The sequence below is a fragment of the Pseudomonas putida genome (assembly GCF_028682175.1).
In the GTDB taxonomy this organism is placed as follows: domain Bacteria; phylum Pseudomonadota; class Gammaproteobacteria; order Pseudomonadales; family Pseudomonadaceae; genus Aquipseudomonas; species Aquipseudomonas putida_AD.
Map to the genome: position 1 here is coordinate 173,333 of NZ_JANHKS010000002.1, position 13,526 is coordinate 186,858.

Here is a 13,526-nt window from a genome sequence, read left to right on the forward strand (position 1 = left end):
GTGAACCACTACAACAAACGAAATTTCATGCTCACCCAGAGCGTCGGGTTCACGCTGGCCAAGGCTCGTAATCTGGTGACCGCCGAGATTGACGCCGCATTGAAAGAATACGACATCTCTAGCCAGCAAATGGGGATTTTGCTATCGCTTCACCGAGCCATGGCGAAAACCCCGTTTGAACTGTCGACCCTGCTGGGCATCGACACCGGGCTGATGACAAGGACACTGGACAAGCTGGAAGACAAGGGCTTGCTGGAGCGCTCGCGCAGCGGTGACGACCGCCGCATCGTCAATCTGACGCTCACAGAAAAAGGCCAGGAGGTCGCCACTCGTATTCCCGACATCGTTCCTCCCGTACTCAATGCAAGGTTGAAGCATTTCAGCCGAGAAGAATTCGAAGAGTTTCGCCGCTTGCTGGAAAAATTCATCGAACCCTAGCGTCATGTTCGATGATCAGTACTGCCGATGCGGCACCCGGGGCCTGAAAAATTTCATTTTCGTCTGTAACAAATCTCCTCCGTCCAGCGACGTATCTGCAGCTGCTCGATCGACGCAGCTGTTTTTACAGAAATCAGCTTGAATCAATCTTCTCGGCCGACGGAGGCCAGCATTCTTGAACACCCCATGCAGCACCCTTGCGGCATCGGCCTTTTCTGAGCCGCAACTGTTGATCGACTCACTGAACAACGTCTTTGGTCGCCACCCGAAGACACGTGCATCCCATGCGAAGGGTTTTTGCGCCGAAGGCATTTTCGTACCTGCTGTCGATGCGCCACGCTATGTGGGTGCGCCCCTCTTCACTCGTGCCTCGACAGCGATCGTGCGGTGGTCTGTCGGTGGCGGCAACCCCACTATCTCGGACAAAAGCCGTTCGGTACGCGGCCTGTCTATGCGCTTGCAGGGCGCAAACGAAACCTTCGACTTACTGATGATCTCTGAGCCGGTGTTTTTCGCCGCCACGCCCGAATCATTCGTACAATTCCTCCAGGCCCGTACGCCAGATCCAGAAACCAAAAAGCCTGACCCCGAAAAAATCAGGGCATATGAGGCACAATTTCCTGATGGGAGATTGCAGCCGGCACTTCTGGCCTCACACCCGGCGCCTGCGTCCTATGCCACAACACCCTACTTCGCGACGCATGCCATGCGCTTTACCAATGATGTGGGCGAGAGCGTGTGGGGGCGTCTGCAAATGCGGCCAATGGCTGGTACTGAATATCTGGATGGCGAACAGGAAGCCAGCCTGCCCGACAAATTCTCGAGGGCGAGCTGGAATCACGTCTTGAGAAAGGCCTGGTGGAATTCACATTACTGATTCAGCCTGCAAGACCGGGTGACTCACTGATCGATCCCTCGGCACTCTGGGCTGAAAACGCCCAGGCGGCAATTGAACTGGGGCGCTTGAAAATCTCCGCACTCTCGCCCCCGCACACGTGCGAAGGTCTGGTTTTCACACCCTCTCAACTTCCCCGAGGGATCGAAGGCCACCCCGAGGATAGCGTCTTCAAGGCGCGCGCAGCAGCCTACGGCGTATCCCTAGCCCGACGCACGCGATGATCACTCACGCCCCTATGCCACCTGACGGCTCCGGATGGCCACCGGAGCTGCTGGAACATCGCCGGTTTCTTGAGAATCTGGCGCTGTTGCAGCTTGGAAATCCTGCCGATGCCGAGGATGCCTTGCAGGAAACCTTGCTGGCCGCAATGGCATCCATTGAGAGCTTCACCGGGCGTGGGGTGATGCGGGCCTGGCTGGTGGGAATTCTGAGGCATAAGGTCACGGATATCTTCCGTCGCAGCTACCGCTTCCAGCCTCTGGAATCTGCCCTGCAGGATCCAGACGAGGGGGGAATGTTCAACGAAGCCGGAAGCTGGAACCCGGCTCGATTCATCAGCACTCAATGTCCTCAAGGCGACGCCGTGCATCAACAAGCCCTGGAACTGGTTGAGTTGTGCATGCACGCCCTGCCCGGAGACAGCGCGAGGCTGTTCTTGATGCGCGAATATCTGGGCATGGACATCGATGAGATCGTCGCGCAGACGCGCCTGACACCCGGCAACCTGCGTGTCATTTTGCACCGTGCGCGGCTGCGCCTGCGTGAGTGCGTGGTAAGAGGCTGGGGAGAGTTTTTATGACCAACGATCCAGATCCCACCATCAGTTGCCGCGATGCCGCACTGCTGGTGTGTGACGAGCGCGACAGACCGCTGGCGCAGGAGGAACATGTCGCGCTGGGCAAACACCTGACGACATGCGAAGACTGCAAAGAGGCTGCCCGGCAACTGACAACCCTGTTCGGTCAGTTGGATGAATTGCTGGCCAGGTAGTCTGAAAAGGGGCGGGCGATCTTGCTGTCAGGATCGCCCGCCCCAGGCTGCAACGCAGTCCTACGCCAAGGTGAGCCCGATGCGAGACAGGAAGCCTGACAATGCATCAGGGTCCTGATGCGCGAGCACCAGAGCGATGTGGCCATCCGGGCGAACCAGATAGACTGCGCGTTCACTGACGCCGTTGATCTTCGCGCGTTTGGTGAACGGGAGGTTCACAACCGGCAAGCCCAGACGCTCGGCCTCGCGTGCGAAGTCAGCACTGGTTTCGCCGAAATGCTGGACGTGCCAGTCCAGCGAAAACTCGTGGCCGAAGTTGTCACCGGTCCAGGGCATGCGATCGCCGCCGTGGAGATCCCCCGCATGCCCCTCACTGATAGCACTGTCCCGGTATTTGATCCGGGTCTGCGAGAGCGTCTGGAACAACGACCTGCGAAAGCTCTCGAGATGACTGAGCGCGGGCGCCAGGTGAGGCATCATCCAGTTGCGCAGGAACTTGCTTCGCCAGCCCTCTCCTACCATGCCCTCAAACGCCTTGTCAGTGGTTTCGACCAGCTTGTGAGCGAACGCAATGCGCTCTGTTTCATAGGTATCGAGCAAGTCTTCACTGGCCCGGCCCTGGACAACGTCTGCCAGCTTCCAGGCAAGGTTTACCGCATCGCCTATGCCGGTATTCATGCCCTGACCGCCAGCCGGGCTGTGAAGATGGCCGGCGTCGCCAAGCAGAAAGGCACGATTGACGCGCAAATGCTCCGCCACGCGGTGATGCACGCGGTATGTGGACAGCCAGTTGGCTTTACCCACTGTAATACCCAGCATGGCTTCAACCGAAGGCCGCAGATCCTCAAAGGTGAGCCCTTCATGGCCTTCCAGTTCGGGTGGAACGATACCAATCAAACGCTGCATCCCGCTGCTGCGAACCGGGGCCATGAACACCAGGTTATGCTTGGCGCTGTGCAGGTAGACGTTGGTGCTCGGCGGTCCCGTCACGGACACGTCGGCCACGTAAAACAGCTGGCTGTAGGTACCGCCCGGGAAACCGACCTGCAGTTGTTTGCGCACCACACTGTGTGCGCCTTCACATCCACAGATATAGCGGGCTTCACAGAGCTCCTCTACGCCATCGCGACTCAGCGTGACACGCACATGATCCCAGTGCTGCTCGAAGCGCTGCAAGGAAACGCCTCGCTCCACTTCAACGCCCAGTGCTCTGAGTTGCTCGACGAGGAAGTGTTCATGATCGTCCTGCGGAAACGACAACACGAAGGGGTAAGGCGTAATGTCTTTGCCCGCATCTCCCCAATGTAGACTGGCGATGTCCTTGCCTTCTTCGCTGTAGTGGATGCTGTCGATTTTAATCCCGCGCTCGATCATCTGCTCGGCAAGGCCAAGCTGTTGATAGAACTCAAGCGTCCGTGCCTGGACCACCATCGCACGCGACGCCTGCCCCGGGCCGCTGTTGGTGTCGATGATCCGAAAGCCAACGCCCATGCGCGCCAGGCGCAACGCAAGGGACAAACCCGTGGGCCCTGCCCCGGCGATTAGAATATCGGTGCTTTTCATAGAGCCTCAAAGTGACATCGATTCAATGGATTCATTTAGCTGTTCAAGTGCCATTCCTTCAGCTATTCCGGCGTGTGCCGGGTCAAGTCCTTGGCCAGCCGCCTCCCAGCGCGCGATACAAACGCACCCTGTCGATTGCGGCCTCAGTGGCGCTGTCGACCAGATCGCTTTGCGTGGCCAACAGCGCGCGCTGCACGGTAAGCACGTTGATGAAGTCAGTGGCGCCCTGGTTGTAGCGGTCCCGAGCGGTGTTCAGGGCCAGAGTGTTCTGGCGAACCGCTTCTTCAAGGGCCGAATGGTGCTCTTGCTCTGCGGCGTAATCGCTCATCGCGTTGTCCACTTCATGCCATGCGGACAGGACGACCTTCTGATAATTCAAAGCCGCCTCCTGCTCCTGGCGCTTGCGTAGTTCCAGCGTGCCGGTCAGGCGTCCACCCTGGAAAATCGGCAGATACAGACTCGGCCCGTATGACCACTGGCGCGAATTCCACGCCCCCAGGTCCGACCCGTTCAACGCTTGAAAGCCGACGCTGGCACCCAGGCTGACCCGCGGGTAGAAGTCGGCCTTGGCAACGCCAATGGCTGCCGTTGCCCGATGCAATGCGGCTTCGCTCTGCTGGATGTCCGGGCGCCGTCGGGCAAGCTCCGATGGCAATCCGACCGGGACATCGGGCGCCGGATGAGGGATATCCTTGACCGTGGACAGTTCGGTACCGAGGGCCCGAGGAGGCTCGCCCAGCAGATAGCTCAATGCGTTGATCAGTTTTTCTTCCTGAGCGCGCAGCACCGGAATGGTGGCTTCGATCGTCGCGACCTGGGCGGCGGAGTTGGCCGTGTCCAGATTCGTGGTGACCCCGTTGTCGAAGCGGTTTTGCGTCAACCGCGCGCTCTGCCTGGCGATGTCCAGGTTATGTTGGGCCACCACCAGCCTGGCCTGGATACCGCGCAGATGGATGTAGTCAGTGGCGGTTTCCGCGGCAATGCTCAACAACACGCCGTCGCGCTGGGACTGGGTCAACTGGACGTCGGCATCGGCCATTTCGACGTTGCGCCGCACATGCCCCCACAAGTCGAGTTCCCAACTGGCATCCACGGTGGCGTTCCACAGCTCATAGGGCGCCTTGCCGTTGAGGTTCGAAGGGTCCAGAAGCCCTTCGGCGCTACTGCGCTGGCGTTGATAGCTACCCCCGGTACTAACGCCCGGATATTGCTGGCTCCCCGTGACCTGACGCAGCACGCGGCTTTGCTCCAGACGACTGCTCGCAGTGCGCACATCCAGGTTCGACTGCGCGGCACGTTCCACCAGAGACGTCAGTTGTGCATCGCCCAGTTGCTGCCACCACTGGCTATCAACGACCGCGCCGATGGCAGTACCGGTCCGTGCCGGCGATTCCCAGCTGTCCGGCAACGGTGTCTGCGGCCCGACAAAATCAGGCCCGACCGTACAGCCGCTCACACTGGCGATGGCCAGGATCAACAATGCGCGTTTCATTTCACAGCTCCTGCGCAGTGTCGATGCTGACCACCACCGACATGCCGACACGCAGCCTGTCCAGATCAGGCTGATTCTCATCGAAGACGATCTTCACCGGGATGCGCTGGGTCACTTTGGTGAAGTTACCGGTAGCGTTGTCCGGTGCGATTTCCGAGAACGAGACGCCACTGGCTGGCGCAACGCTTTCGACGTAGCCGGTGAAGGCATGGCCGGCAAAACTGTCGACGCGGATATCGACTCGCTGTTTCTGGCGCATGTGTTTGAGCTGAGTTTCACGAAAATTAGCGACCAGGAACGCTTCGTGCAACGGGACCACGGCCAGCAATGGACGCCCTTGTGAGACGTAGGCGCCTACTCGCACCGAACGCTGTCCGACCATACCGTCCTGCGGCGCAGTGATTTTGGTGTAGGACAGGTTGAGGTCTGCCTGCTGCAGCGCCGCCTGCTCTTTGGCCAAGGTGGCCTTGGCAACGTCGACCCGCGCCTTCAGGACATCCAGCGCCCTGAGCGCAGCAATGCGGGAAGCCTCGTCGCGATCACGCCCTGCCTGCAGGCTCGACAGATCCGACTCCGCCTTCTGCCGCTCCTGCTGGGTGCCCGCGCCCGAATTGGACAGGTTCAGATAACGCTGCGCGTTGGCTTGAGCGAACTTCAGCGAAGCTGCCGTGGAGCGAGTCGTCGCTGCGGCCTGGTCAATCACCGCAGCCTGACGCTCGATGTTGGCGCCCAGATTTTTCAGCTCCGCCTCAGCCGCTTGAACACCGGCCACCGCCGCAGCTCTGGCTGCGACGAAATCTCGGTCGTCGAGCTCTGCCAGCAACTGACCGGTCTTGACCAATTCGTTGTCTTCAACAGTGACCCTTGTCACCTGACCCGAAATACGCGGAGCCACGAAAACCGAATCCGCACGCACGTAAGCATCGTCGGTGGTCTCTACCGTCGAGTCGCTCAATAGACGATAACCGCCATAAATGGCGCACACCGCCACGGCTGCTGTGATGAGAGAAAGAGAAGTTCTATGTTTCATGGCGATACCGGTGGTTGCGGTGGGTAGGCTCGTTTAGGGAGGGTCAGCAAAATCAGCAGAAGCGCCGCCAGGACCAGCAACAGCGCCAGAAATGCATCACTGAAACTCAAGACGAACGCTTGCTCGCGCAGCCGTTCGGCCAGTTCCATGATCGCCCCTTGATCCAATGGCTGCGCCAGGGTCGGCTGGCGGGCGGTAAATGCGTTCACCAGGATGTTGGAGTGGAAATGCTCTCTCTGGGTGAGGAAGTTCTCCACTGCGGAGCCCGCGATGACGGCTGCCAGGCCGCGCAGGGCGTTGACCATGGCAGAAGCGAAGGGTCCTTCCATTGGCGCGATGACGCCGGTGGCATTCATCAGTAGCGGCACCACCACCATGGGCTGGGCGAAAGCATGAAGCGCCTGCAATGCGTAGAAATCTTCGCGGACCCAGTCACTGGTCACCAGCGACCCGCCGATGCAGGCAACCGTCAACAGGCATAGGCCTGCTGCCAGGACGTAACGCGAATCAACCCAGCGACGATTGATCACAAAGGCGACCAGAGGGGCCAGGATCAACTGAGGCACCGCAATCAGCAGGGCAATGGGCATCACCTGCTGAGGCCGGTAGTTCTGGATCTCGATCAGATACGCTGCGGGAATCGCGCTACCCGCGGTTGCGACGATAACGAACAGGCACAACGTCATGATCCCGTAGGCGAAATTTCGCCGCTCGAGCAACTGAAGCTTGAACAATGGCAACGGGTGGAACCATTCATTCAGCAGGAAAAGTGGCAGGCACACGGCCGCACCCAGCAACAGCACCACGATCAGGGGCGAGTTCAGCCAATCGAGACGCTCACCCTGAGTGAGTGCGACCACCAGCATGGAAATCCAGCCCATGCCCAGCAGTGCGCCCTTCCAGTCCGCTTGCTTGAAACGCTCCAGGCGTAGCGGATCCTGGGGCAGGCCATACGCAATCAGGGCCGCGCCTGCAAGTCCCGCTGGAACGATTTGCCAGAACACCAGGCGCCAATCGCTGTGCTCTGTCCACAACGCCGACAGTGGCATCGCCAGATTGGGACCGAACGTGGCCGTCAACGCATAGGCTGACAGGCCGTAGAGTTTGATGTTCCAGGGCAGAAACCGCAGGGCCACAGTCATCAGCAGCGGCGGCAATGACCCACCTGCAAGCCCTTGGAGTACGCGCAACGCCAGCAGTGTCGTCAGATCGGGGGCGAACGGGATCAAGACGCCCAGCAGCGCGAACGCCGCGGTGGCGACAATGGCGAAGCGGCGTATCGAAAACGTGATAGCCAGCCACGGCGCGATCAACATTGCCGACACCTCGGCGGCAGCATAGGCCGTGCTGACCCAGGTGCCTTCGTCATGACCCAAGCCCATGACACCCAGTGTGTCGGTGAGGGTGATTTCAGTTACCCGGTCGTTGATGCCGGATGAAAGCGCAGCAATCAGAACCCCTACCAGACCAATGGCAAGGCGCCAACCAAACGGCGTGGGAACAGGTGGGGTTACGGATGGCGACACACTAGGCTCCTGGAATCGATGTCAGAACAGGCCCGGCGCAAAACTTGCGCTAGAATTTAGAAACAGATTTTTATTTCGGTACACTGTACCGCTCAACGATACGAGAGGCAAGATACATGACAGGTCCGTTATCCGGTCGCGCAGCCATACAAGTGATAACCAGAGCCGCAGCGATCCTGCGCTGCCTGGAAAGCGAACCGAACGGGTTGAGCCTGGGAGCGATCGCCAAGCGAATCGAACTGCCCCGCTCCACTGTGCAGCGACTGGTCGACGCCCTGGTGATCGAAGAGCTACTGGAGGTGCACGGTGCTGGCGGCGTTTGCCTCGGCCCGGCGCTGATGCGCCTCGCCTCCCACAGCCATGTCGACATCACTCAACAGGCTCGCCCGTTCCTGGAAAAGCTGGCGCAAATGACAGGCGAAACGGCGGTGCTCGAAACTGCCAACGGCGACAACCTGCTGATTTTGCATTCAGTCGTGTCCGGCCAGGCCCTGCGGGTATCGCCTGTGGCCGGCAACATGTTCAGTATCTACGCCACGTCAGGTGGCAAGATCCTGCTTTCGAGAATGACGGATGAGGCGGTCATCAAGCTGGTAGGGCCGGATCTCAAGGCGTTGACACCCAAAACACCCACGATGAGCCAGCTGCTTTCCCAGCTGAAGCTTATCCGCGAGGAGGGTTTCGCCTACGACTTTGACGAGCACACCACCGGGGTTGGGGCTGTGGCGGTAGGTTTGCAGACGCCCCAGGGCAGTTATGCGATTGACGTGGTCGGCCCTGTCTGGCGCCTGCAGACCGCACTGGACACCATCAAGGCAGCGCTGCTTGAGTGTCAGGATGGTTTGAACAAAGCGCTGCGTAGCGTTGGTTGAACGACCAGGCGCCATGCTTTACCACCCATTTGAAACGGCGAACGTGGGGTTTGCATTTCGCAAACCCCACGCTTTCCCTGCGTCACTGCGAGCGTATGCCAGGCAGCGGCTGGCCGGGCGATTAAAAATCGAATAATCAGATCTGTTTGATTCAATTATTCGGCTTTTCCCAATCGGCCTGACCGATGTTCATTATCGAGCCCGTGAGCCTTCGCTCTCTTGAATATTCTGTCTGAGGTCAGCACATGATTGAACTGCGCACGTTTGCGGATCTGGGCAGCGGACACGACGGAGGGCTGGATACTCGCCATCATTTCTCATTCGGTAAGTACCATGACCCGAAACGCATGAACTGGGGGAGGATCAAAGCCTGGAATGACAACAGGGTCGCCCCCCGGACCAGTCTTGCCCCCCATTGCCACCCGGAGATGGAGATCATTACCTATGTGCGCCAAGGTGCGATCACCCACCAGGACAGCCTTGGCAACACAAACCGCACGGTCGCAGGTGACGTGCATGTCAGGAGCGCCGGCACGGGTTTTACGCAGAGCGATTACAACCACGAGGACCAGGAGACCGCTTTTTTTCAAATATTCATCGTCCCGGATCTCAAAGGGTTGCCGACGCAATGGGCCGTGCGGCCGTTTCCCAGGCAGATCTGCGGTGGCACGTTGGAAATCCTGGCAAGTGGCTTCGACGGCGATTGCCAGGCGCTGCGCATTCGCGCTGATGCGCGCCTGGCTGCGGCCACCCTCGATACCGCTGGGCACGCCGAATATGCGTTGACGAAGGACCGTAAGGTGTATCTGGTTGTGGCGTCAGGGCAGATCGAGGTGAACGGCGTAGTCATGAGGGTTGGGGACGGCGCCGCTGTTCATAAAGAATTGCTGCTCAACCTGTTCGCCCATCAACGCAGTGAAGTGCTGCTGGTGGACGTGGCTTACTAGACGGATCGGCTGGCCATCGCCCATTGAAGCGCTTTTGTCCGCAATGATCGGATCGGCAGCCCGTTTTTCCCCATTCCCCCGCTCCCTAGACTTCAAGGCTTGTCCCTTGAATCCATGGAGTCTGTCATGCTTGCTATTACCTCTCCCATCCGAGTCGGCCTGGTCGGCATCGGCAACTGGGCCATGCACGGTCACGTTCGTGTGCTCTCGCTGTTGCCGCAATATCAAATCACTGCGGTGTACAGCCAGCGTCTGGACAGGGCCAAGGTCGCCGCTGATAAGCTCGGCATTGCCCATGTGGCCGAGTCTCTGGACGAGTTGGTCAACCACCCCGAAGTCGATCTGGTGGTGGTCCTGACGACCGCGCTGCAACATGAAGAAGCGGTGCGCGCGGCCATCGCCGCCAAGAAGAACGTCTACTGCGAGTGGCCGCTGACCACCAGCACCGCCGTCTCGCAGGAACTGGCCTGCCTGGCGAAGCAGGCCGGGGTGCGCACCCTCGTCGGCTTGCAACGCCGCCACGCGCCGCACAACCGCTACCTGCAGGATCTGCTGCAACAAGGCTATGTCGGCAAGGTGCGTTCGGTGCGCATCCACGTCAGCATGAATTACTTCCAGGCCCTGCGCCCCAACGCCCTGCGCTGGACAGTACCGGTCGAGAATTTCTCCAGCGTGATTTCAATTTATGCCGGGCATTTCCTCGACATGCTGTTCACCGCCATGGGCTGGCCGGTCAACGTCAGCGCGCTGGTGGTCAACCAGTTCGACACCGTCACCATCAAGGAAACCGGTGAGCGACTGAGCGGCACCGCGCCGGATCAACTGGTCATCGCCGGGCAACTGGAAGATGGCGCCCTGCTCTCGGTTCACGTCGAAGGCGGCAAACGCAACGGCTCGGGGGTGCAGATCGACATCACCGGCCACGAAGGCGATTTGCGCATCAGCAACGTCTCGGCGTTTGGCGACGTGGGCGATGACTATGTCATCGAGGGCGCACACGGCGATGACCTGCCCCTGCAAGTGCTGCCGATTCCGGCCAGCTACTCACGCCTGCCAGCCGCTGCGGACCTGCCGTCCTCGGTGCTCGAACTCGCCGAGCTGTATCACGTGTACGCCCAGGACCTTGCCGAAGGCACCCACGCCGCCGCGACCTTTGACGATGCCGTGCGCATGCACGCGCTTCTGGACGGCGTACTGGCGTCATCGCAAACCGGCCGCCGGACGCTGCTCGCCCTCTGAACCCCTTTTCGCTGAATACCTGTTCCTTTCTGGAGATCTTCCCTTGGCCCCTTCATTGCCATTGAAACTGTTATCCAATGCGGTCGTCGGACCGTACCCACTGAGCCATCGCGTGGTGCACGCGCCCATGACCCGGCTGCGCGCAGACCGCGACGACAGCCCGAGCCAGATGATGCAACGCTACTACGAGCAACGCGCCTCCCGGGGCGGCCTGCTGATCGTCGAATCCACACACCCTTCGCTGGACAGCCGGGGTTACCTCGGTGCGCCGGGCATCTACACCGATGCCCATCGGGACGCCTGGAAACCCATCGTCGAGGCCGTGCACGCCAAGGGCGGGGTGATATTTCTGCAACTCGGTCACGATGGCCGCCAGTCCCACAGCGACCTCAGCAACGGTAAGCCGCCGATTGCGCCGTCGGTGGTGCCGTTCGAAACCAATGCCTTCACCCAGGACGGCTGGGTGCCGGCCTCCCCTCACCGTGCTGTCGACAAGGACGAGCTGCCGGCGTTGGTCGAGAGTTATCGGCAAAGCGCGCAGCGGGCGCTGGATGCGGGCTTCGACGGCGTCGAACTGCATAATGCCAACGGCTACCTGCTGGACACCTTCCTGCAGGACGGCACCAACAAACGCACGGATGAATACGGCGGCCCCATCGAAAGCCGCGTGCGATTCCCCTTGCAGGTGCTCGACGCGCTGGTGTCGGTCTAGGGTGCGGATCGGGTCGGTGTGCGCGTGTCGCCGAGTGGCCAGTGGGGTTCGATTTCCGACAGCAACCCGCAAGCCACTTTCGAATACTTCACGCGCCGGCTGAACGAGTACGGACTCGCGTACCTGCACGTCATCGAGCCGCGCATCAAGGGCACCGACGAGATCGAGCCTGATCGCCCGCCGGTTGCAGCGGCCTTTCTGCGACCGTTCTTCGACGGCCCGATCATCGCGGCCGGCGGCTTCGATCGCGGCGGCGCCGAAGCGATCGTGCAATCCGGCGCTGCGGACCTGGTGGCCTTCGGTCGTCACTTCAGCGCCAACCCCGACCTGCCCGAGCGCCTGCGCCACGACTGGCCCCTGACCCCTTATGTGCGGGACGCGTTCTGGGGTGGTACAGCGCAGGACTACAACGATTTTCCCGAGTACGGCGCTGAGGCAGAAGCGCTTAGTGACCTTGTGAACTGACTCCCCCCCATCCCTCCCCTCAACGCCCGATGTTCAGCATCGGGCTTTTTATTGGGCGCTGTCTGGCCGCTGCCCGGCGCTTTTCTTTCATCCACAAAAAAGCCGACAGCGAATGATCGCTGTCGGCCCGGTGCAACCGCTGGGGTGTCAGACCACCGCGGCTTCTTCGTAGAACGGATAATCGATGTAGCCGACGTCGGTGCCGCCGAAGAAAGTCGGACGGTCGTAGGCGTTCAACGGCAAGTGCTTACGCAATCTCTCCGGCAGGTCAGGGTTGGCGATGAAGTGACGACCGAAGGCCACCAGATCCGCATCGCCGGCGCGGATGATCGCCTCAGCCGCTTCGCCGTCGAACCCGCCCGCCGCGATGATCACGCCAGGGAAATGCTTGCGCATCATTTGCGCAGCCACTGGGGCCGGGTCTGCGTTTTCATCCTCCACGTTGCCGAGGATGCGTGGCTCGATCAGGTGCAGGTACGCCAGGTTCAGCGGCGCCAGTTGTCGAGCGACGTGGGTGAACAGGCCTTCAGGATCGGCATCGCCCATGTCGCCCCAGGTACCGCTTGGGCCAAGGCGAACGGCGACGCGGTTGGAACCCCAGACCGAAATCAGTGCGTTCGTCACTTCCAGCAGAAACCGCGCGCGGTTTTCGAACGAGCCGCCGTATTGGTCGGTGCGCTTGTTGCTGTTGTCCTGAAGGAACTGATCCACCAGATAACCGTTGGCGCCGTGCAGCTCGACACCGTCGAAACCGGCTTTGACGCCACGCTCGGCTGCCATGCGGAAACTCTCGACCAACTCGGCGATTTCCTCGACGGTCAGCGCGCGGTTGGGTGTGTTCGGCACCCAGCCTTCCTGGGTGTAAGCGACGCCGCCGTGGAGCACTTCCGACGGCCCGACTGGAATGCTGCCGTGGGGCTGCACTTCGCTGTTGGACTGACGACCAGCATGGTAGAGCTGCAGGAAGATCTTCGCGCCCTTGGCGTGCACGGCGTCGGTGACCTGTTTCCAGCCGGCGATCTGGCTGTCATCGAACAGGCCGGGTGCGCCCAGATAGCCGTTGCCGTTGGGCGCGGCTATGGTCGCCTCGCCAATCAGCAAGCCGCCTTCGGAAGCGCGCTGTGCGTAGTATTCGGCCATCAGCGGACCGGGGCGTGCGCCCTCTTCGGCCCGCATGCGGGTCAGCGGCGCCAGCACGACGCGGTGGGAAAAGGTGAAAGGGCCGATGGTGACCGGGGAATGGAGCTTGGACATGATTGCCTCGTTTGGAAAAGGAATAGACGCTTGCCCGCCCGAAAGTCAGCATCGCTTTCATGGCCTGGGCACTGGCGGCCAGTACAAGGCTTTTCCCGAA

At 60.6% G+C, this 13,526-nt stretch carries 12 protein-coding genes and 1 pseudogene; 8 read left to right on the plus strand and 5 right to left on the minus strand.

Features of this window, described 5'->3' with window-relative positions; genetic code table 11:
• From NPS29_RS02420 to NPS29_RS02435, 4 genes are all read left to right on the plus strand, one after another.
• Positions 1-438: a MarR family winged helix-turn-helix transcriptional regulator gene (locus tag NPS29_RS02420; RefSeq protein ID WP_274130484.1), complete on the plus strand. Its 438-nt coding sequence runs from the start codon at positions 1-3 to the stop codon at positions 436-438.
• A 175-nt stretch (positions 439-613) separates the two neighbouring features.
• A complete protein-coding gene (locus NPS29_RS02425; protein WP_274130485.1) occupies positions 614-1,315 on the plus strand; it encodes a catalase in 702 nt (233 codons plus the stop codon).
• A gap of 238 nt (positions 1,316-1,553) precedes the next feature.
• Positions 1,554-2,135: a sigma-70 family RNA polymerase sigma factor gene (locus NPS29_RS02430; RefSeq protein WP_274130486.1), complete on the plus strand. Its 582-nt coding sequence runs from the start codon at positions 1,554-1,556 to the stop codon at positions 2,133-2,135.
• Positions 2,132-2,326 (plus strand): hypothetical protein, encoded by a 195-nt coding sequence (locus NPS29_RS02435; RefSeq protein WP_274130487.1) that lies wholly within the window; start codon positions 2,132-2,134, stop codon positions 2,324-2,326. The genes NPS29_RS02430 and NPS29_RS02435 overlap by 4 nt, the downstream gene beginning before the upstream one ends.
• A 60-nt stretch (positions 2,327-2,386) precedes the next feature.
• On the opposite strand, the gene NPS29_RS02440 is transcribed toward NPS29_RS02435, so the two are convergent.
• The 4 genes from NPS29_RS02440 to NPS29_RS02455 form a co-directional block, all read right to left on the minus strand.
• On the minus strand, positions 2,387-3,889 hold the full coding sequence (locus tag NPS29_RS02440; protein WP_274130488.1) for an FAD-dependent monooxygenase: 1,503 nt from the start codon (positions 3,887-3,889) through the stop codon (positions 2,387-2,389).
• An 82-nt stretch (positions 3,890-3,971) separates the two neighbouring features.
• Positions 3,972-5,381, minus strand: a complete 1,410-nt coding sequence (locus NPS29_RS02445; RefSeq protein WP_274130489.1) for an efflux transporter outer membrane subunit — start codon at positions 5,379-5,381, stop codon at positions 3,972-3,974.
• Position 5,382: 1 nt separating this feature from the next.
• Entirely contained in the window at positions 5,383-6,411 is a 1,029-nt protein-coding gene (locus NPS29_RS02450; RefSeq protein WP_274130490.1) for an HlyD family secretion protein, read from the minus strand.
• A complete protein-coding gene (locus NPS29_RS02455) occupies positions 6,408-7,937 on the minus strand; it encodes an MFS transporter (RefSeq protein WP_274130491.1) in 1,530 nt (509 codons plus the stop codon). The genes NPS29_RS02450 and NPS29_RS02455 overlap by 4 nt, the downstream gene beginning before the upstream one ends.
• A gap of 116 nt (positions 7,938-8,053) precedes the next feature.
• On the opposite strand from NPS29_RS02455, the gene NPS29_RS02460 reads away from it, so the two are divergent.
• From NPS29_RS02460 to NPS29_RS02475, 4 genes and pseudogenes are all read left to right on the plus strand, one after another.
• Positions 8,054-8,809 (plus strand): IclR family transcriptional regulator, encoded by a 756-nt coding sequence (locus NPS29_RS02460; protein ID WP_274130492.1) that lies wholly within the window; start codon positions 8,054-8,056, stop codon positions 8,807-8,809.
• A gap of 245 nt (positions 8,810-9,054) precedes the next feature.
• Positions 9,055-9,756 carry a pirin family protein gene (locus tag NPS29_RS02465; protein WP_274130493.1) on the plus strand — a complete coding sequence of 234 codons (702 nt, stop codon included), beginning with the start codon at positions 9,055-9,057 and terminating at the stop codon, positions 9,754-9,756.
• A 126-nt stretch (positions 9,757-9,882) separates the two neighbouring features.
• Entirely contained in the window at positions 9,883-10,995 is a 1,113-nt protein-coding gene (locus tag NPS29_RS02470) for a Gfo/Idh/MocA family protein (protein ID WP_274130494.1), read from the plus strand.
• 61 nt (positions 10,996-11,056) lie between these two features.
• Positions 11,057-12,172, plus strand: a pseudogene (locus NPS29_RS02475) (alkene reductase).
• Between the two features lie 147 nt (positions 12,173-12,319).
• On the opposite strand, the gene NPS29_RS02480 reads toward NPS29_RS02475, so the two are convergent.
• Positions 12,320-13,426, minus strand: coding sequence for an alkene reductase (locus NPS29_RS02480; protein WP_274130495.1), 1,107 nt, complete (start codon positions 13,424-13,426; stop codon positions 12,320-12,322).
• Positions 13,427-13,526: the final 100 nt, after the last annotated feature.

What these genes read in the sequence shown, in the direction of transcription:
- NPS29_RS02470 (WP_274130494.1), top strand. Translation starts at nt 9,883, where the DNA reads ATGCTTGCTATTACCTCTCCCATCCGAGTCGGCCTGGTCGGCATCGGC.
- NPS29_RS02480 (WP_274130495.1), bottom strand. Translation starts at nt 13,426, where the DNA reads ATGTCCAAGCTCCATTCCCCGGTCACCATCGGCCCTTTCACCTTTTCC.
- NPS29_RS02460 (WP_274130492.1), top strand. Translation starts at nt 8,054, where the DNA reads ATGACAGGTCCGTTATCCGGTCGCGCAGCCATACAAGTGATAACCAGA.
- NPS29_RS02435 (WP_274130487.1), top strand. Translation starts at nt 2,132, where the DNA reads ATGACCAACGATCCAGATCCCACCATCAGTTGCCGCGATGCCGCACTG.
- NPS29_RS02445 (WP_274130489.1), bottom strand. Translation starts at nt 5,381, where the DNA reads ATGAAACGCGCATTGTTGATCCTGGCCATCGCCAGTGTGAGCGGCTGT.
- NPS29_RS02465 (WP_274130493.1), top strand. Translation starts at nt 9,055, where the DNA reads ATGATTGAACTGCGCACGTTTGCGGATCTGGGCAGCGGACACGACGGA.
- NPS29_RS02450 (WP_274130490.1), bottom strand. Translation starts at nt 6,411, where the DNA reads ATGAAACATAGAACTTCTCTTTCTCTCATCACAGCAGCCGTGGCGGTG.
- NPS29_RS02430 (WP_274130486.1), top strand. Translation starts at nt 1,554, where the DNA reads ATGATCACTCACGCCCCTATGCCACCTGACGGCTCCGGATGGCCACCG.
- NPS29_RS02440 (WP_274130488.1), bottom strand. Translation starts at nt 3,889, where the DNA reads ATGAAAAGCACCGATATTCTAATCGCCGGGGCAGGGCCCACGGGTTTG.